This window comes from Streptomyces griseobrunneus (genome assembly GCF_046713465.1).
Lineage (GTDB): Bacteria > Actinomycetota > Actinomycetes > Streptomycetales > Streptomycetaceae > Streptomyces > Streptomyces microflavus.
The window spans coordinates 7,844,230-7,869,111 of record NZ_CP177080.1; the positions used below are offsets into that span (position 1 = coordinate 7,844,230).

Here is a 24,882-nt window from a genome sequence, read left to right on the forward strand (position 1 = left end):
CGCAGGCCATCCTGCCTCGCCGAGGCCCGCAGCCTCTGTTCATAGCGAAAAGCAGTCAAAAACGGCTGACAATGTCTCCTGTTCGGTCGGAAGTCGACACAAATGAAAGGTGGGTTCGCCCGTCGTCAGACCACTCCGGCCAGCGCCTCCAGGGCCCCGAGCGGATCCGGTCCGACCGGGGCGAGGACGGCGTCCGTGACGCCCGCAGCACCGAGTTCGCCCAGCCGGGCGCGGGCCGCATCCGGCGTACCGGTGACGGCGAGCCGCGCGACCCAGGCGTCGGGCAGCCGCCGGACGAACTCCTCCCGGGTCGGGCACTCCGCCCGGAGCTCCACCAGCTCCGCTGCGAACGGGAGCGGGGCGATGTGGGCGTGCCAGTCCGGTTCGCCGATCCACTCAAGACCGGGGCGCGCGGCGGCCAGAGCCGCCTCCGGATCGGCGGCCACCGAGCCGATGTTGTACGCGACCAGGCGGTGTGGGCGGGTGGCGCCGATGTGTCCGAGCGCCGCCCGGGCGTACTCGGGGGCGACGGGCTCGGCGAGGATCGTTCCGTCGGCCACCCGGCCGGAGACCGCGAGGGACCTGGGGCCCCGGACGCCCGCCAGGATGTCGGGCACCACGTCCGGCAGCGCGCTCCGTTCGAGCCGGACGCCGTCGAGGTGGACGTACCGCCCCCGGACCTCCGGGCCCTCGCCCCGCAGCAGCGCGCGCAGTGCGTCGATGTACTCCTCCAGGAAGGTGAGCGGGCTCCTGGGCCACTGCCCGACGCTCCGCATCCAGCCGGGCATGCCGTGCCCCACACCGACGTCGGTCCGGCCGGGGAAGAGCTGGGCGAGGGTCGCGATCTCCAGTGCCGCGAACGCCACGTTGCGGGCGCCGGCGGGCAGCAGCCCGATGCCCACCCGGATCCGGGACGTGGAGGCCAGCACGGTGGCCGCCTGGGCGACCCCGCCGCGGAACCCGAGATCCTCCACCACCCACACCGACCCGAAGCCCAGCTCCTCGGCCCGGCGGGCGAACGGCAGGATCAGGTCCGTGGGCAGATCGCGCGGCAGCAGGACGCCCACGGCGGGGGAAGGGGTGGGGGAGGGCACAGGTGTTCTCCTCTGAGTCTCGGTACGGAGAACCTAGCGAACGCGGCCCCGGGGGCGAGGAGGCCGGGGGCACTGTCAGACCCCTGCGTTACGTTGCTGCCATGACGAACTTCGTACTGGTGGCAGGCGCCTGGCTCGGCTCGTGGGCGTGGAACGACGTGCTGCCCGACCTCCGCGCGGCCGGGCACGCGGTCCATCCGCTGACGCTCTCGGGCCTCGCCGACAAGCAGGGTGCGGCGGCCGGACAGCAGACCCATGTGAACGACATCGTCGACCACGTCGAGCGCCTCGATCTGCACGATGTCGTCCTGGTCGGGCACAGCTATTCGGGCATTCCGGTCGGGCAGGCGGCGGAACGCATCGGTGACCGGCTCGACCGGGTGGTCTTCGTCGACTCCAATGTTCCGGCCGACGGCGAATCGTTCGTGTCGGGCTGGCCGGAGGGCCGGCCGCAGATCGAGGCCGCGATCGCCGCGAACGACGGCTTCTGGCCCCCGCTGACGACGGCCGACTTCGCCGGTCAGGGGCTCGGTGACGAGGAGACCGCCCGGATCGTGGCGGGGGCGACCCCGCACCCGGGCACCACCCTCACCGAGCCGGCCGTCCTGCGAGCGCCGCTCGGCTCGCTGCCCGCGACGTACGTCAAGTGCCTGCTCGACGGAGCCGAGCCGAGCGGTGACGTGGCCGCGCTCCTGAAGGGCGAGCGCTGGGAGCTGGTCACGATGGAGACGGGCCACTGGCCGATGTTCTCCCGGCCGCGCGAGCTCGCCCGCGTCCTCCTGGACGCCGGAACTGGGCGATGACGATGGGCACCGCCCCGAACCCCGGCAAGCGGACACGGCCCGAACCCCAGTTCCGAGCTGAACCCCAGCCTCGCGCCGAACCCCGGTCCCGCGCGGAATCGCGGTCGGCCCGTGCCGAACCGGTGACGGAGCACCCGGAGATCACGTACATCGGATGCGCCCGGTGCGGTACCCAGATCGCCGGACTCGACGGCCGCTACGCCTGCTCGGGCTGCGGCTGGGTGAACGAGTGGACCGAGGGCCACCGGCCCCTGCCCACGGCCGGACGGCGGCCCCCGCAGGCCGCCCTGCGCCCGCAGCGGCCCTGACCGGGGCCGACCCGACCCCACCCGGCCGCAGCCCGAAGCAGGCGTACCGGCCGCAGAAGGAGAGCACCGCCATGCCCGAACCGCAGGCCCCCGACGACACCCGCGAGGCCCTCGCCGCGATCGCCTCGCTCCTCGCCCCGGCGCACCCCGACGTCGCCGAGCAGGTCCTGCACGCCCACGACCGTCCCCACGACTACGTGAGCGCCTTCGGGGACCGGCTGGCGGACCGGGGGATCGACGAGCCGGTCGACAACCTCGCCTGGATCGCCCTCATCGACGGGCTCGACGCCCACGGACTGCTCGCGGAGTTCGACTGGAAGGAGGACGCGCAGGAGATCCGGTCGCAGCTGAGGAAGCTGCGGTCGCGGCCGTCCGTGGACCCGTGGGTGCTCCTCGGGGACGAGGAGATGCTCCTGCCGACGGAGAAGTTCCTGCACGCCTGCGGCCGCCGCTACCGGGAGATCGGCGCGGCCCTGGCCGTCCTCGACATCGAGTCCGACTGCTACCCGGTGGTGGGCCTGCGGGCGGCCCGGACGGAAGAGCTGACCGCACTGGCCGCCCGTGCGGGCTTCCCCTTCCGGCATCTCGGCGCGGGCCGCTCCGGGCGGTGAGCGAGCCGCCGCCCGCAGCCGCCGGGGTGCGGCCCGGCCGCTGTTCCGGCAGGTCCGGGGACGTCTCGGTCCCCGGACCGGGAATCGCGGGGTCCGCCACCCACCACGTACACTCGCCCCCGCTCCGCCGACCGGCGGGGGTTTTCGCACCAGACCTGACGGGGAAATGCGCATGAGTTCCGCAGACAGCACCGAAGCACCGATCTACGCCGGCCTCGTGGAGGAGCAGGGAGACGTGCTCGCCGAGGTACGACGCGTGGCCGAGGAGGTCCTGCGCGACGCGGACCGCGCGATCGACTTCGGCGGCGTACGGTCGTCCGCCGCGTACCGCTAGGACAGGCCGCCCAGGGCGGGCATGTCCATCACAAGACGATAAACGTCTTGCAACTATTGCCATATTCTTGCGTATCCGAGGTGACGGCTTACTGAAGAACCGTCGTCGGCGAGAGTGGGTGGGGCCGCGGTTCGGCCGGGTGCTCATCCGGGCACCGGTGCCACCGCGGCCACCCGGCGGACGACTGTGAAAGAAGCGCCTTCGCCCCGGTGAGCGGCCCGCGCATCCGCGCGGAGAGCGCTCCCAGGGTGTCGCGGAGGGGCGGGTGCATAGCCTCGCCGACCACGCGGACCTCCACGGATCCATTCCTCGCAACCTCTCCGCACCTTCGTTTCCCCCGCGTTCCCCGAAGTGGCCCCTGACGTGCCGTGGCTGCCGCCGCTTGCGGACGTTGCGGGGGTGCCGTGCCCGTAATAGCCGGATCCACCCCTCCGTGTACAGCCTTTCGCCCGTACTTCTGCGGGCGCTTGTCGCGTACGGCGGGCAAGAGCTGTCAATGATTTACGAAATCAACGTGACATCTTGCGGACATTCGTCGGCGGTGGTTGAGTGTGGTCCGCCGCACAGCTCGTGGCTGTGGGCTTCCCGCACTCCTGCCCTAGAGGGGTCCACCGATGAGAAGTTCTGTTCTTCGTCGTACCTGTGCCACCGCCGTCGCCACCGCACTGGCCGTCACCGGCCTGGCCGCCTGCAACTCCGAGGGCGAGAGCGCCGCGGACGGCAAGACGCGCATCACCGTCAACTGCTGGCCCCAGCCGAGTGCGAAGATCGACCACAAGCGGTTCGACGAGGACGTCAAGACGTTCGAGAAGCAGAACCCGGACATCGACATCACCGCGCACGACGCCTTCCCGTGCCAGGACCCCAAGACGTTCGACGCGAAGCTGGCCGGAGGCCAGATGGAGGACGTGTTCTACACGTACTTCACCGACACCGAACGCGTCGTCTCCATCAACCAGGCCGCGGACATCACCGAGTACGTCAAGGACCTCAAGGCGTACAAGGACATAGCCCAGCCCCTGCGTGACGCCTACGCGGTCGACGGGAAGATCTACGGCGTTCCGCGCACCAACTACTCCATGGGCCTGCTCTACAGCAAGGCGCTCTTCACCAAGGCCGGCCTCGACCCGGAGAAGCCCCCGGCCACCTGGCCGGAGGTCCAGGCCGCCGCCAAGAAGATCGCGGGCCTGGGTAACGGAACCGTCGGCTTCGCCGAGTACAGCGCCCAGAACCAGGGCGGCTGGCACTTCACCGCCTCGATCTACTCGCAGGGCGGCTCGGTCGTCAGCGAGGACGGCAAGAAGGCCGCGGTCGACACCCCCGAGGGCAAGGCGGTCCTGCAGAACCTCAAGGACATGCGCTGGCGCGACAACTCCATGGGCGCCAAGCAGCTCCTCATCATCAACGACACCCTCCAGATGATGGGCTCCGGCAAGCTCGGCATGTACCTCGCCGCCCCCGACAACGTGCCGCGCATCGTCAAGGAGGCCGGCGGGAAGTACGAGGACCTCGCGTTCGCCCCGATGCCCGGCGGCAAGGGCACCCTGATGGGCGGCGACGGCTACATGTTCAACAAGAAGGCCACCCCGGCCCAGATCAAGGCCGGACTCAAGTGGCTGGAGTGGACCTTCCTCACCCCGGGCCAGGGCTACATGAACAACTACGCCCGCGCCGCCGAGGACCAGTCGCCGGTCGGCCTGCCCGAGCCGCGCCTGTTCACCGGCGCCACCGACGCCAAGGACCAGGAGCTGAAGAAGGCGTCCGCCAACGTGCCGGTGGAGAACTACCAGGCGTTCATCGACGGCGGCCAGAACCTGGACATGAAGCTGGAGCCCAAGCACGGCCAGCAGATCTACGCCGTCCTCGACGGCGCCGTCTCCGCGGTGCTCACCAAGAAGGACGCCGACATCGACCAGCTCCTCAAGGACGCCCAGTCGAAGATCGACGGAATCCTGACCCGGGGCTGAGCATGAAGACCACGTCCCAGCCCGCACCACCCGCGGTGACGCGGCCCGCCGGCGCGACGCCCCCTTCGGGGGGCGCCCGCCCGGCGGGCCGCGGGCCCCTCTCCCCGCTCCGCCGGAAGATCGCCGACCAGGCCACCGCCTACGCGTTCCTGACCGGCGGTCTGCTCTGCTTCATCCTCTTCTCCTGGTACCCGGCCATCCGGTCGGTGATCATCGCGTTCCAGAAGTACACACCCGGCTCCGACCCCCAGTGGGTGGGCACCGCCAACTTCACCCGGGTCTTCCAGGACCCCGAATTCGCGGCGGCCTGGCGCAACACGCTCACCTTCACCGTGCTCGCCCTGGTCATCGGGTTCGCCATCCCGTTCGTCATGGCCCTCGTCCTCAACGAACTCCGCCACGCCAAGGCGTTCTTCCGGGTCGTCGTCTACCTCCCGGTGATGATCCCGCCGGTGGTCAGCGCCCTGCTGTGGAAGTGGTTCTACGATCCGGGCGCGGGTCTCGCCAACGAGGTGCTCGGCTTCCTCCACCTGCCGACGTCGAACTGGACCAACGGCGCCGACACCGCCCTGGTCTCCCTCGTCATCGTCGCCACCTGGGCCAACATGGGCGGCACCGTCCTCATCTACCTCGCCGCGCTCCAGGGCATCCCCGGCGAGCTCTACGAGGCGGCCGAGCTGGACGGCGCGTCCGTCTGGCAGCGCATCCGGCACGTCACCATCCCGCAGACCCGCTTCATCATCCTGATGCTGATGCTCCTTCAGGTCATCGCGACGATGCAGGTGTTCACCGAACCCTTCGTCATCACCGGAGGCGGGCCGGAGAACTCCACCGTCACCGTGCTCTACCTGATCTACAAGTACGCCTTCCTCTACAACGACTTCGGCGGCGCGTCCGCCCTCAGCGTGATGCTCCTGCTGGTGCTGAGCGCCTTCTCCGCCCTGTACCTGCGACTCACCCGCACCGACTGAGAGGAGCGGCCGCCCACCATGACCCAGACAGCTCCGCCCCCGGTACAGCAGACACCCGCCGCCCTCACCAAGCGGCCCGCGGACCCGCCGGCCGAGCGGTCCGTACGCACCATCGTCTCCCCGCTCGCGCTCGCCGGACGGCGCGGCAAGGTCACGTACTGGTCGGTGTTCGCCCTCGTCGTCCTCCTCTTCGCCTTCGCGTTCCTCTTCCCCGTCTACTGGATGGTCACGGGCGCGATGAAACCGCCCGAGGAAGTGGTGCGCACCCCGCCCACCCTCGTCCCCGACCAGTGGCAGGTGACCGGCTACACCGACGCCTGGGACCTGATGCGGCTGCCCACCCACCTGTGGAACACGGTGGTCCAGGCGACCGGGGCCTGGGTGCTGCAGATCATCTTCTGCACGGCCGCCGCCTACGCCCTGTCCAAACTCAAGCCCGCCTTCGGCAAGGTGATCCTCGGCGGCATCCTCGCCACCCTGATGGTCCCGGTCCAGGCCCTCGTCGTACCGAAGTACCTGACCATCGCGGACATGCCGCTGATCCACGTCAACCTGCTCAACGACCCGCTGGCCATCTGGCTGCCGGCCGTCGCGAACGCCTTCAACCTCTACCTGCTCAAACGGTTCTTCGACCAGATACCGCGGGATGTGCTGGAGGCGGCCGAGATCGACGGCGCGGGCAAGCTCCGTACGCTCTGGTCCATCGTGCTGCCCCTGTCCCGGCCGGTGCTCGGCGTCGTCTCGATCTTCGCGCTCGTCGCCGTGTGGCAGGACTTCCTCTGGCCCCTGATGGTCTTCTCCGACACCGACAAGCAGCCGATCAGCGTCGCCCTGGTCCAGCTCTCCCAGAACGTGCCCCTGACCGTGCTGATCGGCGCCATGGTCATCGCGAGCATCCCCATGGTCCTGATGTTCCTGGTCTTCCAGCGGCACATCATCGCCGGAATCAGCGCGGGGAGCACGAAGGGCTGACCGGCCGTCAGCACCGGGCGGGACCTCGGACCGACCGTACCGCCCACCCCGGACCCGCCGCCGCCCCCGGCATCCCGCCCCGCTCCGGGGCGGCGGCGCCAGAACCTCCAGCTCCTCCCTGTTGCGCGGACCGGCCCACCCCGTCGGCGACCGCGCCCGTCCGAAAGGAACCCGCCTTATGGAAGGCAGCCAGCTTGCCGCCGACGACTGGTGGCGCTCGGCCGTCATTTACCAGGTCTACGTCCGCAGCTTCGCCGACGGCGACGGCGACGGCACCGGCGATCTGACGGGTGTGCGGTCCCGGCTGCCCTACCTGGCCGAACTCGGGGTCGACGCCCTGTGGTTCACGCCCTGGTACCTCTCGCCGATGGCGGACGGCGGCTACGACGTCGCGGACTACCGGGTCATCGACCCCTCCTTCGGCAACCTCGCGGAGGCCGAGAAGCTCATCGCCGAGGCCCGGCAGGCGGGTATCCGGACCGTCATCGACATCGTGCCCAACCACGTCTCCGACCAGCACGCCTGGTTCAAGGCGGCGCTCGCCGCGGGCCCCGGCAGCCCGGAGCGGGAACTCTTCCACTTCCGCCCCGGCCGCGGCGTCCACGGCGAACTGCCGCCCAACGACTGGGAGAGCGAGTTCGGGGGAGTGCCCTGGACCCGCGTCGAGGACGGCCAGTGGTACCTGCACCTCTTCGCCACCGAACAGCCCGACCTCAACTGGGCGCACCCGGCCGTCCGCCAGGAGCACGAGGACGTCCTGCGGTTCTGGTTCGAGCGGGGCGTCGCCGGTGTCCGCATCGACTCCGCCGCCCTCGTCGCCAAGGACCCCGCACTGCCGGACGTCGCCGGACACCCGGGACCGCACCCGTACGTCGACCGGGACGAGCTCCACGACATCTACCGAGGCTGGCGGGCCATCGCCGACGAGTTCGACGGCATCTTCGTCGGCGAGGTCTGGCTCCCCGACTCCGAGCGCTTCGCCCGCTACCTGCGCCCCGACGAACTGCACACCGCCTTCAACTTCAGCTTCCTCAGCTGCCCCTGGGACGGCGAGCGGCTGCGCCGGTCCATCGACGAGACCCTCGCCGAACACGCCCCGGTCGGCGCCCCCGCCACCTGGGTCCTCTGCAACCACGACATCACCCGGACCGTCACCCGCTACGGCCGCGAAGACACCAGCTTCGCCTTCACCAGCAAGGCGTTCGGCGTCCCCAGCGACCTGGAACTCGGCACCCGCCGCGCCCGCGCCGCCGCCCTGCTCTCCCTCGCCCTGCCCGGCTCCGTCTACCTCTACCAGGGCGAGGAACTGGGCCTCCCGGAGGCCGACGTACCGCTGGACCGCATCCAGGACCCGATGTACTTCCGGTCCCAGGGCCGGGCCCCAGGCCGCGACGGCTGCCGCACCCCGCTGCCCTGGGCGGCGGACGAGCCGTACGCGGGCTTCGGCTCGACGGTGGAGCCCTGGCTGCCGCTCCCGGACGACTGGGCGGCCCACGCCGCCGACCTCCAGGCCGCCGACCCGGCCTCCATGCTGGCCCTCTACCGCGAGGCCCTGCGGCAGCGGCGCAACCTGCCCGAGCTGCACACCGGGCAGCTGCGCTGGCTGAGCGAGGAGCGGGACGTCCTCGTCTTCGCGCGCGGCGCCACCCTGGTCTGTGTGGTCAACCTGGCCGAAGCCCCGGCGGAGCTCCCGGACCACACCGGCGTCCTGCTCGCCAGCAACCCCCTGGACGACCAGGGCCGGCTGCCCAAGGACACGGCGGTGTGGCTGGCGGTCTGATCCCCGTACGGCGAACCGTGCCGGCCCCGGACACCGCGACGGTGTCCGGGGCCGCGCGCACGGCTCAAGCGGCCCGGACCGCGCCGCGCGCCACCGGGTGCAGCGCCGCGTACTCCAGCGGCGCCGACGGATCGATCGACACGTCCATCGGAGCGGGCTCCGCCCCGGCCCGCACCAGCAGGTCACCGACCGCCGCGATCATCGCGCCGTTGTCGGTGCACAGCCGCAGCGGCGGCACCCGCAGCGTGATCCCGGCCGCCCGGCACCGCTCCTCGGCCAGCTCCCGTACCCGCGAGTTGGCGGCCACCCCGCCGACCACGACCAGCGTGGGCACCCCGTGGTCCCGGCAGGCCGCCACGGCCTTGCGGGTCAGCACATCGGCCACGGCCTCCTGGAGCGACGCGGCACCGTCGGCCAGGGGCAGCTCCCCGCCCTCCAGACGCCGCTGCTCGGCCCACCGGGCGGCAGCGGTCTTCAGCCCGGAGAACGAGAAGGCGTACGGGGCGTCCCGCGCCCCGGTCATCGGGCGCGGGAACGCCACCGCGCGCGGATCGCCCTCCCGCGCCGCCCGGTCGATCGCCGGACCGCCCGGATAGGGCAGCCCGAACACCCGCGCCACCTTGTCGAAGCACTCACCGGCCGCGTCGTCCACGGTGTCCCCGAGATGGACGATCGGGTCACGGGCCAGATCGCGTACGAGCAGCAGCGAGGTGTGGCCGCCGGAGACGATCAGCACCACGCACGGATCGGGCAGCGGGCCGTGCTCCAGGGTGTCCGCGGCCACGTGCCCCGCCAGGTGATGGACTCCGTACAGCGGCACGTCCAGCGCGTACGCCAGCCCCTTCGCCCCGGCCAGCCCGACCTGGAGCGCTCCGGAGAGCCCGGGCCCGGTGGTGACGGCGACCGCGCCGACGTCCGACATCCGCAGCCCCGCGCTCTCCACTGCCTGCCGCACGACCGGGCCGAAGGAGTGCACATGCGCCCGCGCGGCGATCTCGGGCACGACACCGCCGAAGCGGGCGTGCCCGTCCATGCGCGACGCGAGCGCGTGACCGAGCAGGCGTCCGTCCCGGACCAGACCCGCCCCGGTCTCGTCGCACGACGACTCGATCCCGAGCACCAGGGGAGACGGTCCGCCCGGCCCGCGTACCGGATCAGCCGCGTACCGGATCATCAGGACCGGTGCTCCAGCAGGGTCGCGGCGAGGGCGACCTGGGCGGGTTCCAGCGCGGCCTTCCCGTCCTCGATGTCCCACAGCGCGTTCTGCAGCACCCGGCCGAGCGTCCAGCCGGCGGCTCGCCGCCGGTCCAGGCCGAGTGCGTCGGTGAGAAGGTCGAACCGGTACAGCACCGGGCCCGTCACCCCGCCCGCCACCACGTTCTCCCACCGGACGTCCAGGGCGGGCCACAGTTCGAACCCGGGGTCACCGGCCAACGGCTCGGGATCGATGGCGAGCCACGGTTCCCGCTCACCGGCCAGGACGTTGCCGTCGTGCAGATCCCAGTGGAGCAGCCGGTCACCCGCCTCACCGGCCAGTTCGGCCACGGCCGCCGCACAGGTGCGTACGAGCTCCCGCTCCGCCGGATCACCCAGCAGCACCAGCGCCTTCGGCGCCTGCTCGGTCATCGCGGCGGCGATGTCGGCGAGCCTCCGCATCCCCTGCGGCGCGGGCACCGCCGACAGCCGCGCCATGAGCCCGGCCAGCACCCCCAGCACCACCGTGTCGTCCGGCTCCGCCGACAGCGGCCGCCCCGCGTCCAGCCGCTCCAGCAACTGCGCGCCCGCCACCGGATCGCTGTCGAGCAGCCGCACCACCCCGTCGCCGTTCCAGGCCCGGAGCCCCGCGGCCACCCCGGAGTTCTCCGCACCGGGCGGCTGGAGCTTGAGCACCGCCGGCGTACCGTCCGCGCGGACCACCGGCAGCACCAGCCCGGCCATGCCGCTGCCGGCCGGCCCGTCCCGCCGAAGCCCCCAGCGGTCCAGGAAATCCGCGGCCTGCCGGGGCAGCGCCGCCAGCCACGCCCGGCCCCGGGCGTCGCCGGATGCGCCGTACGACGCGACCAGGGCGTCGGGGATACCGAAAGCGGGGGAGGGGACGGGACTCATCCGGGGCAGCTCCTCAAGGATGCCTCCAGCCGTGGAGGCATCGTCGGCGATGCCCGTAGTCTGCGGCCGGGGCGGTGCCTGACGCTCGCCATTTCCGTGCGGAAGCGCACCGGGCGTCGCGACCGCCCGAGCACCGCACCCCACCCCCGGCTGAGTATCCGAACTCAGGTCCGAAGGCCCGGCCGCCGCGACGATGAACACGACCGCGAAGGTCACCCGACCGACAGGACCACAGGAGAGCCGTGCTCAGCAGCGTCGCAGCCGCCGTCATCCCTTGCCTCGGCCGTCTGACGGTCACGTCCGACGACGGCGGAGCCCCGGCACCCGGCTCCATCATCGTCGCCAACCACACCTCCCTCGCCGACCCCGGCGTCGTCCTCGCCGCACTCCTGCGCCTCGACGTCGAACCGGTCGTCCTGGCCACCGCCGGCCTCTGGCGCATCCCGGTCCTCGGCCGGCTCCTGGAGCGCGGCGGCCATGTACCCGTCCACCGCGCCACCCACCGGGCGGCCGACGCCCTCGGCAGGGCCGCCGCCGCGATCGGGGCGGGCCGTCACGTCCTCATCTACGGGGAGGGCCGGCTGCCCCTGCGCACGGACGCCGCCGAGGCGCCGCCGGAGAGCTTCCGCAGCGGCATCGCCCGCCTGGCCCACGCATCGGGCGCGCCCGTCGTCCCGCTCGGCCAGGCCGGCGCCCGCCGGGTGACCTCCGGCTCGGACGCCAAGCAGATCGCGGGGTTCCTCACCGCCCCGGCCCGCCGCCCCCGGCTCCACGTCCACCTGGGCTCGCCCGTCCACCTGCCCCCCGGCGTCGAAGCCGCGACCGCCGCCGCCCGCGAAGCCGTCACCACCGCCTGGCGCACGGCGGCCCGGCACCTGGGCGAACCCGCCGCGGCGCTCGCCGCACGGTGAGAGTCACGGCGGTCGCGGGTACGCGCCCGGGTGGCGCCGCCGACCCGGGCAGCGTAGGTATGTAAGGCATGTTGTCCCGGCGAGGAGACGGATCCCGATGACGGCGGCAGAGCTGAGCACCCCGGCGCACGGCGTTCCCTGCTGGGTCAGTCTCATGGCCCGGGACCTGCGCGCCGCACAGGACTTCTACACGGCCGTTCTCGGGTGGACCTTCCGCTCCGGCACCCTGGGCGAGGATTTCACCGTCGCGCACGCCGACGGCCTGCCGGTCGCCGGGATCGGCCGGATCGGGCCCGGCCTGCCCACCGCCACCTCCTGGACCCCGTACTTCGCGGTCGCCGACGTCGACGCCACCGCCGCCCGGGTACGGGAACGCGGCGGCACCATCGCCGTCGGGCCGATCCGGCTCGGCCCCGGCCGGGGAGCCGTGGCCGCGGACCGCGAGGGGGCCGGGTTCGGCTTCTGGGAGGGCCGCACCCCGCCCTGGTCGATCGGGCGGGGCAGCGCACCCGCCGCCCTCGAACTGCGCACGAGCCACGCCTTCGACGCCGCGATCTTCTACTCCGCGGTCTTCGGCTGGGACCCCCTCGAACCGGGCGGCTGCGAGGTCGGCTACGCGTACGAGCAGGACACCGTCGTCGTCCGCCACGGCGGCCACACCGTGGCCACCCTGCGCGGCGGCGGCGACGGGGCGTCCCCCGACCCCCGGCTGCGACCCCGGTGGCACGTCCGCTTCCAGGTCGACGACCTGGAAGCGGCCACCGAGGCCGCACGGAAGGCGGGTGGCGAGGTCTCCCCGCCGACGGGCTCCCCGGACGACGGATCCGAATCGGTGATCGGCGATCCCGAAGGCGCCCTCTTCACGCTCTGCGCCCATCGGGCACCTGACTCCCCGCAGTGACGGCGCCGGGGCGTATCAGCAGGTGCGGAACACATACCCCGGTCGCCCGGCGGGCCGGACGTCGAGGTCCCGCTGCACCACGGAGAGCTTCGCGCCCACAGAGGAACAGGCCTTGGAGTAGGCGCGGGCGGTGTACTCGATGACGAGGACCCGGTTGCCGTACGCGGCGGCGTAGTCGGCGCACTCGTCGTAGCGGCCGCACTCCTCCGCGACCGCGAAGTCGAAGCCGATGCTCTTGCGCTGCCCCAGCAGGTCGGTGGTGTTCTTCTGGCCGATCGCCAGCCCCGCCGCGTGCGCCCGCGTGGTCAGCAGCTTGGCGAACGCGGCGTTGTGCGCCTTGGTGAGCCGGCCCCCGGAGCGCTCGTAGGAGTCGAGGTTGTCCGGCTCCACCGCCTGGAACCCGGACTTCGCGCAGCCGTCGATCCAGCCGCCGACGATGTTCGCGAGCCGGGTGCGCTTGGCGGCCGTCGAGGTGTCGAGCAGCGCCTCGCCCCAGGCCTCGTCGTTGACCGGCTCGCCGCTGCTGTCGCGCAGCAGGAGGTCCGGGTTCTTCTTCTGCCACCAGTCCATCGCGTCCGGCTGGGTCTGGAAGGCGTTGACGTAGCAGACGTTGTACAGGCCGCGTACTGGCTTGGCGCTCCGGTCGCGAGAGAGAGCCTTCACCCCTGCGGGCGGGGTGTAGGCCCCGCCGATCTGGTAGTCGAAGGTGACGTTGGCCTGGGGGAGGGCGACCTTGGGCGCGGCCCTGGCCGCGAAGGCGCTGGAGAACATGACCCCGGCGCCGGCCGCCACGGCGACCCCGCCGGCCAGGGCGGCGAGGGTGGACCTGCGGCGGAGGAAGGGGGTGACGGCGTGCTTGGACATGGGGACTCCCGTGCGTGGTCTTCGTACCTGCCCCCGCAGCATGAACGGCCGATCATGAGCGAATCGTGAGCGTCACCCTCACAAGGCTCACCATGCCCGCAGACGGGGGCCTCACCGTGCCCGCCGCCGTCGCGACCGGGCGGGCGCGAGCCGCAGCACGAACATCGCACCGCCGCCCGTCCGGGTCCGCACGGTGAGGCTGCCCCGATGGGCGAGGGCCACCCGGTGCACCAGCGAGAGGCCGATGCCCGTCCCGCCGCCCGGCGAGCGGAAGCGCTCCATCAGCTCCGGCAGCCGCGCGGGCTCCACCCCCGGACCCCGGTCGGCGACCGAGACCTCCGGTCCGTGCACGGCCACGAGAAGGTCCGCCGGGCCCGGCTCCCCGTGCGGACGACCGTGGCGTACGGCGTTGTCGAGCAGGTTCCGTACGGCGACCCGCACCAGCGCCGCGTCCGCGTCGACCACCGACTCCTCCAGCCGCAGCTCCAGCCGGTGCCCGCCCTCCGGCAGATCGGCGCAGACCTCCTCCACGAGCTGGTCCAGCCGCAGCGGCTCGGCCCGTACCGACTCCACGGCGGCCTCCAACCGCCCCCGGGTCAGCAGGTTCTCCACCACATGGCCCATCCGGTCCGCCGCCCGGCGGATCCTCGGCAGATGGGCCTGCAGCCCGCCCGGACCGCGCTCGGCCACCTCCACGGAACCGCGCATCACCGCCACCGGGGTCCGCAGCTCGTGCGCCGCGTCGGCGAGCAGCCGCTCCTGCTGCTCCAGCGCCTGCCAGGCGGGCCGCATGGACCGCCCGGACAGGACATGGCCGGTGAGCGCGGCCAGCGCGGTGAGGGCGGCGCACCCGATGACGAGGGAGAGGACCAGGCTGCGGTGCCCGGCCGCCCCGTACTCCGGATCCCCGACCGCGACGGCCGCGCCCGCCACCTTGTCGGTGGCGTCGTGGTAGAAGGGCACGGCCAGCAGCCGGACCGGCCCGCCCGTACGGTCGCGCGCCTCCTGCCGCACCGTTTCCTCCGTGCGCATCGCCGAACGCGCCGCCCGCGCGACCGTCGCACCCGGCACGTCGAACTGCTGGGTGCGGCCCCGGAACACCACGGCGGGCCCGGAGCCCGGCCGGTCCTCCAGCACCAGGATCTGGGGGGTGCCCGCCGTCGCCTCGTCGTCGCTCAGGCCGTCGAGCCGGATCCGGTCGTCCTCGTAGTAGACGAGCGAGGCCGCGACGGAGGCCCGGCGGCGCATCTCGTCGTACTCGGCGGTCTGCCGGGACCGGTCGTCGGTGCGGATCACCAGCCAGGACAGACAGCTCAGCCCGACGACGGTGATCAGGGTGTACGCGACGGTCAGGCGCAGCTGCAGCAGGCGCAGCCGGCTCCGGGCCGGGGAGCGGCGCCGCGCGGGCCTCGCCATCAGCCGGGCCCCGGGCCCGCGCTCATCAGGAACCCCTGGCCGCGCACGGTGTGCACCAGGCCCGGGGCGCCCAGCTTGCGCCGTACGCCGGCGATGATGGCGTCCACCACGTTGGAGACCGGGTCGGCCATCTCGTCCCAGCAGTGCTCCAGCAGCGCCGTACGCGTGACGACGCTGTCCTGGTGGACCAGGAGCTGCTGGATCACTGCGTACTCCTTCGGGCTCGGCGAGAGCAGCACCCCGCCCCGCCGCACCTCGTGCCGCGCCAGGTCCATCACCACGTCCGCGCAGCTCAGGAAGGCGGGCAGTCGCTCGGCGGCCCGCCGGGTCAGGCTCCGCACCCGCAGGACGAGCTCGCGCATCGCGAACGGCTTGGCCAGGTAGTCGTCCGCCCCGCTCTCCAGCCCGTGCAGGCGGTCGTGCAGGGCGTCCAGGGCGGTGAGGCAGAGCACGGGCGCCGACCAGCCCGCCCGGCGCCTGGACTCCAGCTGCGCGAGGGAGTCACCGGAGGGCAGCATCCGGTCGAGGACCACACAGTCGTACGCCGTGACGTGCAGCATCACGTCCGCCTCCGGCCAGTCGCCCGCCCCGTCGACGGCGAAGCCAGCCTCGCGCAGCCCCGCCGCGATCACCGCCCGCAGGTCGTCGTCGTCCTCCACCAGCAGCACACGCAAGGAGACGCCTCCGGGTCCCTCGGGGATGGCCCCCGGTCGCTTCCCGTACCGAACCGGGAGCCCGACCTGGGGGAGAGACCCGTCATCCTAAGGGGCCCCGTCGAGCGCCTCGGCGGCCTCCGCCGCCACGGCCTCGGCCACGGTCGCCAGGGCCGGTGAGTCGAGCTTCCACTGCTGCCAGTACAGGGGGACGTCGACGTGACGGTCCGGGGCGAGGGCGACCAGGCGGCCGGCGTCCATCAGCGGGCGTGCCTGGACGTCGGGCAGCATGCCCCAGCCCATCCCCGCCACCACGGCGTCCACGAACCCCTCCGAGGTGGGCACGAAGTGGCGCCGTGCGCCAGCCCGCCGACCGCACCCGAGGGCGCGGACGAAGGAGTCCTGGAGGTCGTCGCGCCGGTCGAAGTCCACCACCGGTGCTTCCGCGATCAGCTCGCGCAACGCGGTCCCGGTCCCCAGCCCGAGCCACCGCCCGGCGAACGCGGCGGTCGCCACCGGCAGATAGCGCATCCGCCCCAGACTCCGCACCGAGCACCCCGACACGGCCTCCGGCGACGAGGTCACCGCCGCCATGACCAGCCCCTCACGGAGCAGCGCGGCGGTATGGTCCTGGTCCTCCCGGCGCAGCTCGTAACAGATGCCCAGCTCCTCCGGGACGCGGCCGAGGGCGGGCAGGAACCAGGTCGCCAGGGAGTCGGAGTTCACCGCGACCGTCAGCCGCGTCGGCTCGCCGGGGCCGGACATCCCGAGGGCCGACTGGGCGTCCTGCTCCAGCCGGGCCAGCTGCCGGGCGAAGCGCACCACGACCTCACCGGACTCGGTGGGCCGCACCGGCTTCGTCCGCATCAGCAGCACCCGCCCCGTGCGCTGCTCCAGGGCCTTCACGCGCTGGCTGACCGCCGACGGCGTCACATGCAGGGCGTTCGCCGCGGCGTCGAAGGTGCCCTCGTCGACGACGGCCAGCAGGGTCCGTACCTGATCGAGGGGAAGCTCAGACATCACAGCAGCTAATGATACGTAAGAATCATTAGCTGTACACGCATGCCGGACCTCCCTAGCGTCGGCACCATGACCAACGCTCTGACCACCGCGGCCGCCGGGTTCGGTACCGGCCTCTCCCTCATCGTCGCCATCGGCGCCCAGAACGCCCTCGTCCTGCGCCAGGGCGTCCGCCGGGAGGCCGTGCTCGCCGTGGTCGTCATCTGCGCCCTGTCCGACGCGGTCCTCATCGCACTCGGCGTCGCCGGGGTCGGGGCCGTCGTCGTGGCCTGGCCGTCCGCCCTGACCGCGGTCTCGCTGCTGGGCGGGGTGTTTCTGATCGGCTACGGCGTCCTGGCCGCGCGGCGGGTCTTCCGCCCGGCGGCCCTCCACGCGCAGGACGCGCCCTCGGGGGCGAAGCGGGGCGTGGTCCTCGCGTGCCTCGCGATGACCTGGCTCAACCCGCACGTCTACCTGGACACCGTGTTCCTGCTCGGCTCCGTCGCCGCCGACCGCGGCCCGCTGCGCTGGACCTTCGGGCTCGGCGCGATTCTCGCCAGCGTGTGCTGGTTCACCGCTCTCGGCTTCGGCGCCCGGCTGCTCAGCGGGGTCCTCGCCCGCCCGTCGTCGTGGCGCGTCCTGGACGGTCTCGTCGCCGCGATGATGATCGGCCTCGGCGCCCGGCTGGCCCTGGCCGCCTGACCGCTGCCCGGTGTCCGGCGCCGGCGGGCTCAGTACGCGGGGATGAGACGGGCGAGGCGGGTGGTGCGCTGGGGGGTGAGGTCCAGGGCGGTGAGGATCGAGGGGGTGGCGATGCTCGGGAGGACGTGGCGCTGGAGCGAGATGTAACGCTGTTCCAGATCGCGGTAGTTGGTGAGGGTCTGGGAGACCGCCTGGATACCGGTGAAGGCCGCGACGTAGAGGTCGGCGGTCTCGGTGGGGTTGACGTGCGGCAGGAGTTCCCCGTTCTGTTTGGCTTGGGCCAGGAGGTCGTGGGTGGTCTGCTGCCACCGGAGGAAGGGGCCGGTGCGGTCCAGGCCCTGGGCCTGCTGGTCCATGGAGAGGCGGACACCGGCACGGGCGAGGAGACTGGTGTGGAGGCGATGGCTGAACAGCATCCCCATGTCCACGAGCTCCTGGAGCTTGAGGGGCTGGTCGGGGGCGGGGGGCGGGGGCTCCTGGGCCTCCAGCACGCCGAGCGCGAGTTCTTCCTTGGAAGGGAAATGGAAGTAGAGCGCGCCTTTCGTGACCCCGGCGATCTTGAGTATCTCGGTAATGGTGGCCGCTTGGTAGCCATGCTTCTCGAAAGTCTCGGCTGCTGCCATCAGGATTGCCTGGCGGGTACGGATCGCCCGGTCCTGCTTGGCCATCCCTGTCTCCTTCGTCGGGCTGCGCCGGTCGTGGGGCCGGGCGGGCGGGGTGTGGGGATAGAAAAAAAACCGCTTAGTCTGTATCTTATCAGCGCGTGCGCACCGCAGGAACGGCTCGCCCATCACATGACCCCTGGGGGGGAGTTATGCCCGAAGCAGCAGTGTTGACCGATCCTGTAGCGGCGTCGTCCGTGGGTTCGGAGGCCCGAGTGGTGTATCCGGTGGGAATGGAACTGGTTCACAGGAGCAGGGCGGAGGATGCCTTTCCGCGCAGTTGGGAGCGGCTGGGCCCGGACCGGTTCCACGTGGAGGCGGTGCTTCCGCACGATCATCCGTTCTTCGCCCCGGTGGGAGCGGACCGTCACGACCCGCTGCTGGTGACGGAGGCGATGCGGCAGGCGGCGATGCTGGCCTTCCACGCCGGCTACGGAGTCCCCGTCGGCTACCACTTCCTGATGGCGGATCTGGACTACGCGACCCACCCCGATCACCTCGTCGTGGGCGGCCTGCCCACCGTGATCGACGTGGAGGTGACCTGCTCCGAGCTCAAGTGGCGCGCCGGACTGCCCGTTCAGGGCCGCGTGGACTGGGTGGTGCACCGCGCGGGACGGCTGGTCGCCACCGGCATGGGCGCGACGAGGTTCACCAGTCCGCGGGTCTACGAGCGGATGCGCGGCGGATCGGCGGAGCCGGGCGTGGCGATACCGCGGACCGCACCCGTCGCCGCCGCCCGGGCCGGCCGTGGCCGGGCGGAGGACGTGGTGCTGTCGGAGAGCTCGCGCGAAGGGGTCTGGGAGCTGCGGGTGGACACCCGTCACCCGACGCTCTTCCAGCGGCCCAACGACCACGTGCCGGGGATGCTGTTGCTGGAGGCGGCACGGCAGGCGGCGTGCCTGGCCGCCGGGGACGGCGGGTTCGTCCCCGCCGAGGGGCGTACGCACTTCCACCGGTACGCGGAGTTCGGCAGCCCGTGCTCGATCGGTGCCGAGGTCCTGCCGTGCGCGGTGCCGGGCGAGGCGAGGGTCCGGGTGACCGGCCACCAGGACGGCGAGCCGGTCTTCGACACGGTCCTGTCGGGCCCTTTGAGTACGGTCTGAACCGAGCCGAGGACCCGGGCGCGCGAGCGGTGTGCCGCCGGTGCATGGCAGGTTGATGACGGTGTGTGAGGAGTACGTGGCGTGATTCTGGTGACGGGAGCGACCGGGGCGGTGGGCCGTGAGGTCGCCGGTCTGCTGGCGGCCCGAGGCCCGGTGCGGATCCTGGCGCGACGCCCGGAGCGCGTGACGGTGCGGGGACCCGAAGTCGACGTCGTGAGGGGGGAGTACGGGGACCGGCGCTCGCTCGACCGGGCGCTGCGGGGGATCGACGCGGTGTTCCTCGTGACGAACAGCCCCACGGAGCCCGATGACGAGAGGGTCGCGGCGGCCGCAGCGGCGGCGGGCGTGCGCCACCTCGTGAAGCTGTCGATGATGGCGGTGGAGGAGCCGGGCGCCGACGACTTCATCACCCGGCTCCAGCGGGGCAACGAGCGGGCCGTCCGGGAGTCCGGGGTTCCCTGGACGTTCGTCCGCCCCAGGACGTTCATGTCCAACACGCTCTCCTGGGCCAAGGGCATCGCGTCGGACGGTGTGGTGCGCGCCCTCTACGGGGAGTCGCCGGTCGCGTGCGTCGATCCGCGGGATGTCGCCGCGGTGGCTGTCTCCGCTCTCACCGGCACGGGCCACGAGGGGCAGGCGTACGCGGTGTCGGGCCCGGAGGCGATCACCGCGCGGGAGCAGACCGCTCAGCTCTCCGAACTGCTGGGCCGGCCGCTGCGCTTCGAGGAACTGCCCCTGGACCGGGCGCGCGAGGCGCTGCTCGCGAAGTATCCGCTCCCCGTGGCCGAGGCGTTCCTGGAGAGTGCGGAGCGCCAGCGCGCGGGAGCCAAGGCGGCCGTGGTGCCCACCGTCGAGCAGCTGACGGGCCGTCCTGCCAGGACGTTCCGTACCTGGGCCGCGGACCACGCCGAGTCCTTCGGCGGGACCGGCCGCGCCGGATAGCGGCCGGCGCGCCGACGCGGAGGCCGACCGCGCATACGTTCCCCTGGAAATCAAACCGGTAAGTTGGTTTGATATTACCCATGACGCTGCTTCACCGCTCCGGCGGAGAGCCTCCGGCCCTCGCCGCTCGCGGTCCCGGGCCCCTTCCCACCCCCCACTCCCACTCCCTCTTCCTCCGGCGGAGGCCCAGGTGACCAAGCAGGTGCGTGCCACGCGCACCCGCCAGGCCCTGATCCGCTCCGCGGCCATCGTGTTCGAGCAGCACGGGTACGGACAGGCGCGCCTGGCGCTGATCAGTTCCGGCGCGGGTGTCAGCACGGGCGCGCTGCACTTCCACTTCGAGAACAAGGCCGCGGTCGCCCAGGCCGTGGTCGCGGAGGCCTCGCACGGTCTGCTGGAGGTGTCCGGTGCCATCCGCCGCAGGACGGACACGGCCCTGCAGACCCTGGTCGACACCTCGCACGCACTGGTGGACCTGCTCGGCCGCGACCCGGTGACCCGGGCCGGATTCCGCCTCAGCTGCGACGGGGAGCGGGTCGGCGAACAGGGCCTGCCCGGACAATGGCGACGCTGTGTAAGGGAGTTGCTGGACGAGGCGGCCGGCGCCGGAACGCTCGCCGAGGGCGTTTCCCATGAGGACGCCACGGCCGCGACGGTGGCCGTGACCACCGGCTTCGAGGTGCTCGGACGGTACGACTCCGAGTGGCTCTCCGCGCGGACGGTCACCGGCTTCTGGCGGCTGCTGCTGCCCCGGCTCGCCACCCCGGAGACCCTGCCCCTCCTGGATCCGTCGGGGACCGCCGCGGCGACGGAGGCCGTTGCCGCGGGCCGGGCCGGGCGTGGGACGTACGAGGTGGGGGTGGCCGCCCCGAGCTGAGCGCCGGGCTGCCGCACGCAGTCCGGTCCGGTCGGCCGTAGGAGCGGAGCCGCTCCTACGCGCCGCCGCCCACGTCCGCCCGGACCGCGTCCGCTCCCCAGCTCGCAAGCAGGCGCAGGGCCTGGGCCGACTCGGAGTCCGGTTCCGCGTGGTAGACGACCAGGCACTGCTCCTCGTCGTCCGGCAGATGCAGCGTCTCGTACGACAGGGCCATGCCTCCGACGAGCGGATGCCGGATCAGCTTGATGCCGTGCCCCTTCTCCTTCACGTTGTGCGTGGCCCACAGCCGCCGGAACTCGTCGTTCTTGACGGAGAGTTCACCCACCAGCGCGGAGAGCTGGGGGTCGTCCGGGTGGCAGCCCGCGTACAGCCGCAGATAGCTCACCATGTCCGAGGCTTTGGAGTCCCACTCCACGAACAGGTCCCGGTAGGCGGGGGAGAGGAACACCAGCCGCGCCCAGTTCCGCTCCTCGGGCGGCAGCGCGCCCCAGTCACCGAAGACCGCCGCCGCCATCGGGTTCCAGGCGAGGATGTCGGAGCGGGCCCCGGAGACGTACGCGGGGATGCCGTCCAGGCTGTCGAGGAGGTGCAGCAGACCGGTCCGCACCCGCTGCACCCGGGCGGGGCGGCGCTTCTTCTTGTGCTGGGCGGGCTTCGCCATATGCGTCAGGTGCGCGTGCTCGGCGTCGCTGAGCCGTAGCGCGCGGGCGATCGCGTCGAGCACCTCGGCCGACACATTGCGCCCGTTGCCCTGTTCCAGACGGGTGTAGTACGCCACGGAGACCCCGGCCAGCTGCGCCAGCTCCTCCCGCCGCAGCCCCGGCACCCGGCGGGCCCGGCCGAACTCCGGCAGCCCCACGTCCTGCGGCTGGAGCCGGGCCCGCCGGGTGCGCAGGAACTCGCTGAGCTCGGCGCGCCGGTCGAGCGGCTCGGGGGCGGAGGTGTCGGGCTGATCGTCCATGGCTCCCATTATTCCTGGTCGTACGCTCCGGAGCCTGTCCCCGCCAGTGGTAGGACCGCTGGTCGTAGGCAAAGCGGTGACCTGGGTAAACACCGCTGGCGCCCTGATGCTGGGAGACGTACCTGCCGTATCACCCAGAGGAGAACCTCCGGCATGACCACCGTTGCCGCTTATGCCGCTCCCCGTGCCAAGGCCCCGCTGGAGCGCACCACGATCGAGCGCCGTCCGGTGGGCGAGTTCGACGTCCTGATCGACATCAAGTTCGCGGGCATCTGCCACTCCGACATCCACCAGGCCCGCGACGGCTGGGGCGAGGGCATCTTCCCGATGGTGCCCGGCCACGAGATCGCCGGCATCGTCACCGAGACCGGGCCCGGCGTCACCAGGTTCAAGGCCGGCGACCGCGTCGGCGTCGGCTGCATGGTCGACTCCTGCGGAAAGTGCGACGCCTGCCTGATGGGCCGCGAGCAGCACTGCGCCGAGGGGAACACCCAGACGTACAACGCCCTCGACCGCGGCGGCGAGCCGACGTACGGCGGCTACTCGACGCACATCGTCGTGACCGAGGGGTTCGTCGTCTCCATCCCCGAGGGCATCGCCCTCGACGAGGCCGCACCCCTGCTGTGCGCGGGCATCACCACCTACTCCCCGCTCCGCCGTTGGGGGGCCGGCCCCGGCAAGAAGGTCGCGGTCATCGGTCTCGGCGGTCTCGGCCACATGGCCGTCAAGATCGCGCACACCCTCGGCGCCGAGGTCACCGTCCTCTCCCAGTCCCTGCGGAAGAAGGACGACGGGCTCAAGCTGGGCGCCGACCACTACTACGCGACCAGCGACCCGAAGACCTTCGAGGAGCTGGCCGGAACCTTCGACATCATCCTCTCCACGGTCTCGGCCCCGCTGGACTTCGGCTCCTACCTCGCCCTGCTGAGGACGGACGGCACGCTGGTCAACGTGGGCGCGCCCGAGGAGCCGGTCTCCCTGAACCTCTTCTCCCTGATCAGCGGCAACAAGGCGATCGCGGGCTCCGCGATCGGCGGGATCGCCGAGACCCAGGAGATGCTGGACTTCTGCGCCGTGCACGGTCTCGGTTCCGAGATCGAGGTTATCGGGGCGGGTCGGATCAACGAGGCGTACGAGCGGGTGCTCGCGAGCGATGTCCGCTACCGCTTCGTGATCGACACCGCGACGATCTGAGCGATCTGAGCTGATCGATGAGGCGCCGCTGAGCCGCCCGCACGCATACGCCGTCCGCCCCGGGCCCTTCCACACGCCCTGGGCGGACGGCGTACACGGTTCAGGCCGGAGGCGCGGGGGAGCGGGCGGAGCGCCGCGCTCCCTCCAGGACGGCCGCCAGGAGCCCGGGGAAGCGCGACTCCAGGTCGTCCTCGCGCAGCCTGCTCATCCGTGAGGTCCCCTCGTAGTGCTGGCGGATGACGCCCGCCTCGCGCAGCACCTTGAAGTGGTGGGTGGTGGTGGACTTGCTCACCGGAAGGTCGAACGCGATGCAGGCCATGTCGGCGTGCCCGTCCGCCAGCTCGCGCACGATGGTCAGCCGGACGGGGTCGGCCAGTGCGTGGAGCACGGTCTCCAGCCGGATCTCCGCCACGGACGGATGGGCGAGCCGGCGCCCGGACGTGACGGCGACGGTCTGCTCGGTAGTGGGCATGGGCGGCCTCCTTCAGGTCTCGCGTCCCTAAAGTACGAACATCCTCGTAGTTTGACAACTGCCGTACTACGAGGTCTATCGTACTGGCCATGGCGCTGCTGCCCCTTCCAGCCCGGCAGGGCGCCCAGGCCGTGCCCCGATCCTGAGGAGACATACCGGTGAGTGTTCTGTTCACGCCCCTGAACCTGCGGTCCCTGGAGATCCCCAACCGCGTGTGGATGTCCCCGATGTGCATGTACTCCGCGGCCCCCCACGGGCCCGAGGCGGGCGTGCCGACGGACTTCCACCTCACCCACCTCGCGGGCCGCGCCGCCGGCGGCGCCGGGCTCGTCATGGCCGAGGCCACCGGCGTACGCCCGGACGGCCGGATCAGCCCGTGGGACCTGGGCCTGTGGAACGACCGCCAGCAGGAGGCCTTCACCCGGATCGCCGCGGCGATCGCCTCGCACGGATCGGCCCCCGGGATCCAGCTCGCCCACGCCGGCCGCAAGGCCTCCACCGAGCGGCCCTGGATGGGCGGCGGTCACGTCCCCGAGAGTGAGGGCGGCTGGCAGCCCGTGGCCCCCAGCCCCGTCGCGTTCGACGGCCTGCCCGTCCCGCACGAGCTGACCGAGGACGGGATCCAGCAGCTGGTGCGCGACTTCGCGGCGGCGGCCGAGCGGGCCCTCGCCGCCGGATTCCGGGTCGTCGAGATCCACGGCGCCCACGGCTACCTCATCAACTCCTTCCTCTCCCCGGCCGCCAACCACCGCACCGACTCCTACGGCGGCAGCTGGGAGAACCGCCTGCGCTTCCCGCTCCAGGTCGTCGACGCCGTCCGCGCGGTCTGGCCCGACGACCTGCCCGTCCTCTTCCGCACCTCGGCCACCGACTGGCTGACCGAGAATCCCGAGGACCCGCGCGAGGGCTGGACCGGCGACGACACCGTCCGCCTCGCCAAGGAGCTGACCGCCCACGGCGTCGACCTGCTCGACGTCTCCACCGGGGGCCTGGTCCGCGACGCCCGGATCTCCGTCGGCCCCGGGTACCAGGTGCCCTTCGCCGAGCAGGTCCGCCAGGCCACCGGCATACCCACCTCCGCGGTCGGCCTGATCCTGGAGCCCGCCCAGGCCGAGAAGATCGTCGCGTCCGGGCAGGCCGACGCCGTGATGCTCGGCCGTGAGCTGCTGCGCGACCCGCACTGGGCCCACCACGCCGCCGAGGCCCTCGGCGCGGAGCCCCGCTGGCCCGACCCGTACGGGTACGCCGTGGTGCGCCGCCGCACCGTCAAGGCCTGACA

26 protein-coding genes are annotated in these 24,882 nt (G+C 72.3%); 16 read left to right on the top strand and 10 right to left on the bottom strand.

Annotation, left to right across the window (positions count from 1 at the left end):
• Positions 1 to 125 precede the first annotated feature (125 nt).
• Complete coding sequence (locus ACK8N7_RS35615; RefSeq protein ID WP_403215435.1) at positions 126 to 1,094, bottom strand: LLM class flavin-dependent oxidoreductase; 969 nt, start codon at positions 1,092 to 1,094, stop codon at positions 126 to 128.
• 101 nt (positions 1,095 to 1,195) lie between these two features.
• Between ACK8N7_RS35615 and ACK8N7_RS35620 the strand changes: the two genes are divergently transcribed.
• From ACK8N7_RS35620 to ACK8N7_RS35655, 8 genes are all read left to right on the top strand, one after another.
• On the top strand, positions 1,196 to 1,897 hold the full coding sequence (locus tag ACK8N7_RS35620; protein WP_500445214.1) for an alpha/beta fold hydrolase: 702 nt from the start codon (positions 1,196 to 1,198) through the stop codon (positions 1,895 to 1,897).
• Entirely contained in the window at positions 1,894 to 2,205 is a 312-nt protein-coding gene (locus ACK8N7_RS35625) for a hypothetical protein (RefSeq protein WP_500445216.1), read from the top strand. Before ACK8N7_RS35620 ends, ACK8N7_RS35625 begins: the two co-directional genes overlap by 4 nt.
• Positions 2,206 to 2,276: 71 nt before the next feature.
• Positions 2,277 to 2,816, top strand: a complete 540-nt coding sequence (locus ACK8N7_RS35630) for a DUF6630 family protein (protein WP_500445217.1) — start codon at positions 2,277 to 2,279, stop codon at positions 2,814 to 2,816.
• Between the two features lie 172 nt (positions 2,817 to 2,988).
• Complete coding sequence (locus ACK8N7_RS35635; protein WP_164711256.1) at positions 2,989 to 3,150, top strand: hypothetical protein; 162 nt, start codon at positions 2,989 to 2,991, stop codon at positions 3,148 to 3,150.
• A 614-nt stretch (positions 3,151 to 3,764) separates the two neighbouring features.
• Positions 3,765 to 5,117 (top strand): ABC transporter substrate-binding protein, encoded by a 1,353-nt coding sequence (locus ACK8N7_RS35640; protein WP_403215427.1) that lies wholly within the window; start codon positions 3,765 to 3,767, stop codon positions 5,115 to 5,117.
• 2 nt (positions 5,118 to 5,119) lie between these two features.
• Positions 5,120 to 6,088 carry a carbohydrate ABC transporter permease gene (locus ACK8N7_RS35645; RefSeq protein WP_403215425.1) on the top strand — a complete coding sequence of 323 codons (969 nt, stop codon included), beginning with the start codon at positions 5,120 to 5,122 and terminating at the stop codon, positions 6,086 to 6,088.
• An 18-nt stretch (positions 6,089 to 6,106) separates the two neighbouring features.
• Positions 6,107 to 7,060: a carbohydrate ABC transporter permease gene (locus ACK8N7_RS35650; protein ID WP_403215423.1), complete on the top strand. Its 954-nt coding sequence runs from the start codon at positions 6,107 to 6,109 to the stop codon at positions 7,058 to 7,060.
• A 178-nt stretch (positions 7,061 to 7,238) separates the two neighbouring features.
• Positions 7,239 to 8,840 (top strand): glycoside hydrolase family 13 protein, encoded by a 1,602-nt coding sequence (locus ACK8N7_RS35655; protein ID WP_403215421.1) that lies wholly within the window; start codon positions 7,239 to 7,241, stop codon positions 8,838 to 8,840.
• A gap of 64 nt (positions 8,841 to 8,904) precedes the next feature.
• On the opposite strand, the gene tsaD is transcribed toward ACK8N7_RS35655, so the two are convergent.
• Together tsaD and ACK8N7_RS35665 are read right to left on the bottom strand one after the other, a co-directional pair.
• Entirely contained in the window at positions 8,905 to 10,014 is a 1,110-nt protein-coding gene (tsaD, locus tag ACK8N7_RS35660) for a tRNA (adenosine(37)-N6)-threonylcarbamoyltransferase complex transferase subunit TsaD (protein ID WP_500445220.1), read from the bottom strand.
• On the bottom strand, positions 10,014 to 10,946 hold the full coding sequence (locus ACK8N7_RS35665) for an aminoglycoside phosphotransferase family protein (protein ID WP_500445221.1): 933 nt from the start codon (positions 10,944 to 10,946) through the stop codon (positions 10,014 to 10,016). The genes tsaD and ACK8N7_RS35665 overlap by 1 nt, the downstream gene beginning before the upstream one ends.
• Positions 10,947 to 11,188: 242 nt before the next feature.
• On the opposite strand from ACK8N7_RS35665, the gene ACK8N7_RS35670 reads away from it, so the two are divergent.
• Positions 11,189 to 11,857 carry a lysophospholipid acyltransferase family protein gene (locus tag ACK8N7_RS35670; protein WP_500445223.1) on the top strand — a complete coding sequence of 223 codons (669 nt, stop codon included), beginning with the start codon at positions 11,189 to 11,191 and terminating at the stop codon, positions 11,855 to 11,857.
• Between the two features lie 97 nt (positions 11,858 to 11,954).
• Positions 11,955 to 12,758 (top strand): VOC family protein, encoded by an 804-nt coding sequence (locus ACK8N7_RS35675; RefSeq protein ID WP_500445225.1) that lies wholly within the window; start codon positions 11,955 to 11,957, stop codon positions 12,756 to 12,758.
• A gap of 15 nt (positions 12,759 to 12,773) precedes the next feature.
• On the opposite strand, the gene ACK8N7_RS35680 is transcribed toward ACK8N7_RS35675, so the two are convergent.
• From ACK8N7_RS35680 to ACK8N7_RS35695, 4 genes are all read right to left on the bottom strand, one after another.
• Complete coding sequence (locus ACK8N7_RS35680; protein WP_500445227.1) at positions 12,774 to 13,622, bottom strand: endo alpha-1,4 polygalactosaminidase; 849 nt, start codon at positions 13,620 to 13,622, stop codon at positions 12,774 to 12,776.
• Positions 13,623 to 13,733: 111 nt separating this feature from the next.
• Positions 13,734 to 15,038, bottom strand: a complete 1,305-nt coding sequence (locus ACK8N7_RS35685) for a sensor histidine kinase (RefSeq protein ID WP_403215411.1) — start codon at positions 15,036 to 15,038, stop codon at positions 13,734 to 13,736.
• Positions 15,038 to 15,712: a response regulator transcription factor gene (locus ACK8N7_RS35690; protein WP_500445229.1), complete on the bottom strand. Its 675-nt coding sequence runs from the start codon at positions 15,710 to 15,712 to the stop codon at positions 15,038 to 15,040. Before ACK8N7_RS35690 ends, ACK8N7_RS35685 begins: the two co-directional genes overlap by 1 nt.
• An 87-nt stretch (positions 15,713 to 15,799) precedes the next feature.
• Positions 15,800 to 16,714, bottom strand: a complete 915-nt coding sequence (locus ACK8N7_RS35695) for a LysR family transcriptional regulator ArgP (protein WP_500445231.1) — start codon at positions 16,712 to 16,714, stop codon at positions 15,800 to 15,802.
• A 66-nt stretch (positions 16,715 to 16,780) separates the two neighbouring features.
• Here ACK8N7_RS35695 and ACK8N7_RS35700 point away from each other — a divergent pair, with 66 nt between their 5' ends.
• Positions 16,781 to 17,392 (top strand): LysE/ArgO family amino acid transporter, encoded by a 612-nt coding sequence (locus tag ACK8N7_RS35700; RefSeq protein WP_500445233.1) that lies wholly within the window; start codon positions 16,781 to 16,783, stop codon positions 17,390 to 17,392.
• A 29-nt stretch (positions 17,393 to 17,421) separates the two neighbouring features.
• On the opposite strand, the gene ACK8N7_RS35705 is transcribed toward ACK8N7_RS35700, so the two are convergent.
• The gene (locus tag ACK8N7_RS35705; RefSeq protein WP_356170650.1) at positions 17,422 to 18,060 is read right to left on the bottom strand and encodes a ScbR family autoregulator-binding transcription factor; all 639 of its coding nucleotides are present in this window, start codon (positions 18,058 to 18,060) and stop codon (positions 17,422 to 17,424) included.
• 146 nt (positions 18,061 to 18,206) lie between these two features.
• On the opposite strand from ACK8N7_RS35705, the gene afsA reads away from it, so the two are divergent.
• The 3 genes from afsA to ACK8N7_RS35720 all read left to right on the top strand — a co-directional run bounded on the left by afsA (position 18,207) and on the right by ACK8N7_RS35720 (position 20,976).
• Entirely contained in the window at positions 18,207 to 19,157 is a 951-nt protein-coding gene (afsA, locus tag ACK8N7_RS35710; protein WP_500445235.1) for a 2-oxo-3-(phosphooxy)propyl 3-oxoalkanoate synthase, read from the top strand.
• Positions 19,158 to 19,238: 81 nt separating this feature from the next.
• Positions 19,239 to 20,099, top strand: coding sequence for an NAD(P)H-binding protein (locus ACK8N7_RS35715; RefSeq protein ID WP_403215401.1), 861 nt, complete (start codon positions 19,239 to 19,241; stop codon positions 20,097 to 20,099).
• 190 nt (positions 20,100 to 20,289) lie between these two features.
• Positions 20,290 to 20,976, top strand: coding sequence for a ScbR family autoregulator-binding transcription factor (locus ACK8N7_RS35720; protein WP_403215399.1), 687 nt, complete (start codon positions 20,290 to 20,292; stop codon positions 20,974 to 20,976).
• Positions 20,977 to 21,031: 55 nt separating this feature from the next.
• On the opposite strand, the gene ACK8N7_RS35725 is transcribed toward ACK8N7_RS35720, so the two are convergent.
• Positions 21,032 to 21,937, bottom strand: a complete 906-nt coding sequence (locus tag ACK8N7_RS35725; RefSeq protein ID WP_403215397.1) for a helix-turn-helix domain-containing protein — start codon at positions 21,935 to 21,937, stop codon at positions 21,032 to 21,034.
• Between the two features lie 153 nt (positions 21,938 to 22,090).
• Here ACK8N7_RS35725 and ACK8N7_RS35730 point away from each other — a divergent pair, with 153 nt between their 5' ends.
• Positions 22,091 to 23,131 (top strand): NAD(P)-dependent alcohol dehydrogenase, encoded by a 1,041-nt coding sequence (locus ACK8N7_RS35730; protein ID WP_355085748.1) that lies wholly within the window; start codon positions 22,091 to 22,093, stop codon positions 23,129 to 23,131.
• A 100-nt stretch (positions 23,132 to 23,231) separates the two neighbouring features.
• Here ACK8N7_RS35730 and ACK8N7_RS35735 read toward each other — a convergent pair whose 3' ends face one another.
• Positions 23,232 to 23,603: an ArsR/SmtB family transcription factor gene (locus ACK8N7_RS35735; protein ID WP_403215395.1), complete on the bottom strand. Its 372-nt coding sequence runs from the start codon at positions 23,601 to 23,603 to the stop codon at positions 23,232 to 23,234.
• 158 nt (positions 23,604 to 23,761) lie between these two features.
• Here ACK8N7_RS35735 and ACK8N7_RS35740 point away from each other — a divergent pair, with 158 nt between their 5' ends.
• Positions 23,762 to 24,880: an NADH:flavin oxidoreductase/NADH oxidase gene (locus ACK8N7_RS35740; RefSeq protein ID WP_500445239.1), complete on the top strand. Its 1,119-nt coding sequence runs from the start codon at positions 23,762 to 23,764 to the stop codon at positions 24,878 to 24,880.
• Positions 24,881 to 24,882: the final 2 nt, after the last annotated feature.

Coding starts and splice junctions, on each gene's coding strand:
- ACK8N7_RS35620 (WP_500445214.1), top strand. CDS start 1,196: ATGACGAACTTCGTACTGGTGGCAGGCGCCTGGCTCGGCTCGTGGGCG.
- ACK8N7_RS35625 (WP_500445216.1), top strand. CDS start 1,894: ATGACGATGGGCACCGCCCCGAACCCCGGCAAGCGGACACGGCCCGAA.
- ACK8N7_RS35630 (WP_500445217.1), top strand. CDS start 2,277: ATGCCCGAACCGCAGGCCCCCGACGACACCCGCGAGGCCCTCGCCGCG.
- ACK8N7_RS35635 (WP_164711256.1), top strand. CDS start 2,989: ATGAGTTCCGCAGACAGCACCGAAGCACCGATCTACGCCGGCCTCGTG.
- ACK8N7_RS35640 (WP_403215427.1), top strand. CDS start 3,765: ATGAGAAGTTCTGTTCTTCGTCGTACCTGTGCCACCGCCGTCGCCACC.
- ACK8N7_RS35645 (WP_403215425.1), top strand. CDS start 5,120: ATGAAGACCACGTCCCAGCCCGCACCACCCGCGGTGACGCGGCCCGCC.
- ACK8N7_RS35650 (WP_403215423.1), top strand. CDS start 6,107: ATGACCCAGACAGCTCCGCCCCCGGTACAGCAGACACCCGCCGCCCTC.
- ACK8N7_RS35655 (WP_403215421.1), top strand. CDS start 7,239: ATGGAAGGCAGCCAGCTTGCCGCCGACGACTGGTGGCGCTCGGCCGTC.
- tsaD (WP_500445220.1), bottom strand. CDS start 10,014: ATGATCCGGTACGCGGCTGATCCGGTACGCGGGCCGGGCGGACCGTCT.
- ACK8N7_RS35665 (WP_500445221.1), bottom strand. CDS start 10,946: ATGAGTCCCGTCCCCTCCCCCGCTTTCGGTATCCCCGACGCCCTGGTC.
- ACK8N7_RS35675 (WP_500445225.1), top strand. CDS start 11,955: ATGACGGCGGCAGAGCTGAGCACCCCGGCGCACGGCGTTCCCTGCTGG.
- ACK8N7_RS35680 (WP_500445227.1), bottom strand. CDS start 13,622: ATGTCCAAGCACGCCGTCACCCCCTTCCTCCGCCGCAGGTCCACCCTC.
- ACK8N7_RS35685 (WP_403215411.1), bottom strand. CDS start 15,038: ATGGCGAGGCCCGCGCGGCGCCGCTCCCCGGCCCGGAGCCGGCTGCGC.
- ACK8N7_RS35700 (WP_500445233.1), top strand. CDS start 16,781: ATGACCAACGCTCTGACCACCGCGGCCGCCGGGTTCGGTACCGGCCTC.
- ACK8N7_RS35705 (WP_356170650.1), bottom strand. CDS start 18,060: ATGGCCAAGCAGGACCGGGCGATCCGTACCCGCCAGGCAATCCTGATG.
- afsA (WP_500445235.1), top strand. CDS start 18,207: ATGCCCGAAGCAGCAGTGTTGACCGATCCTGTAGCGGCGTCGTCCGTG.
- ACK8N7_RS35725 (WP_403215397.1), bottom strand. CDS start 21,937: ATGGACGATCAGCCCGACACCTCCGCCCCCGAGCCGCTCGACCGGCGC.
- ACK8N7_RS35730 (WP_355085748.1), top strand. CDS start 22,091: ATGACCACCGTTGCCGCTTATGCCGCTCCCCGTGCCAAGGCCCCGCTG.
- ACK8N7_RS35735 (WP_403215395.1), bottom strand. CDS start 23,603: ATGCCCACTACCGAGCAGACCGTCGCCGTCACGTCCGGGCGCCGGCTC.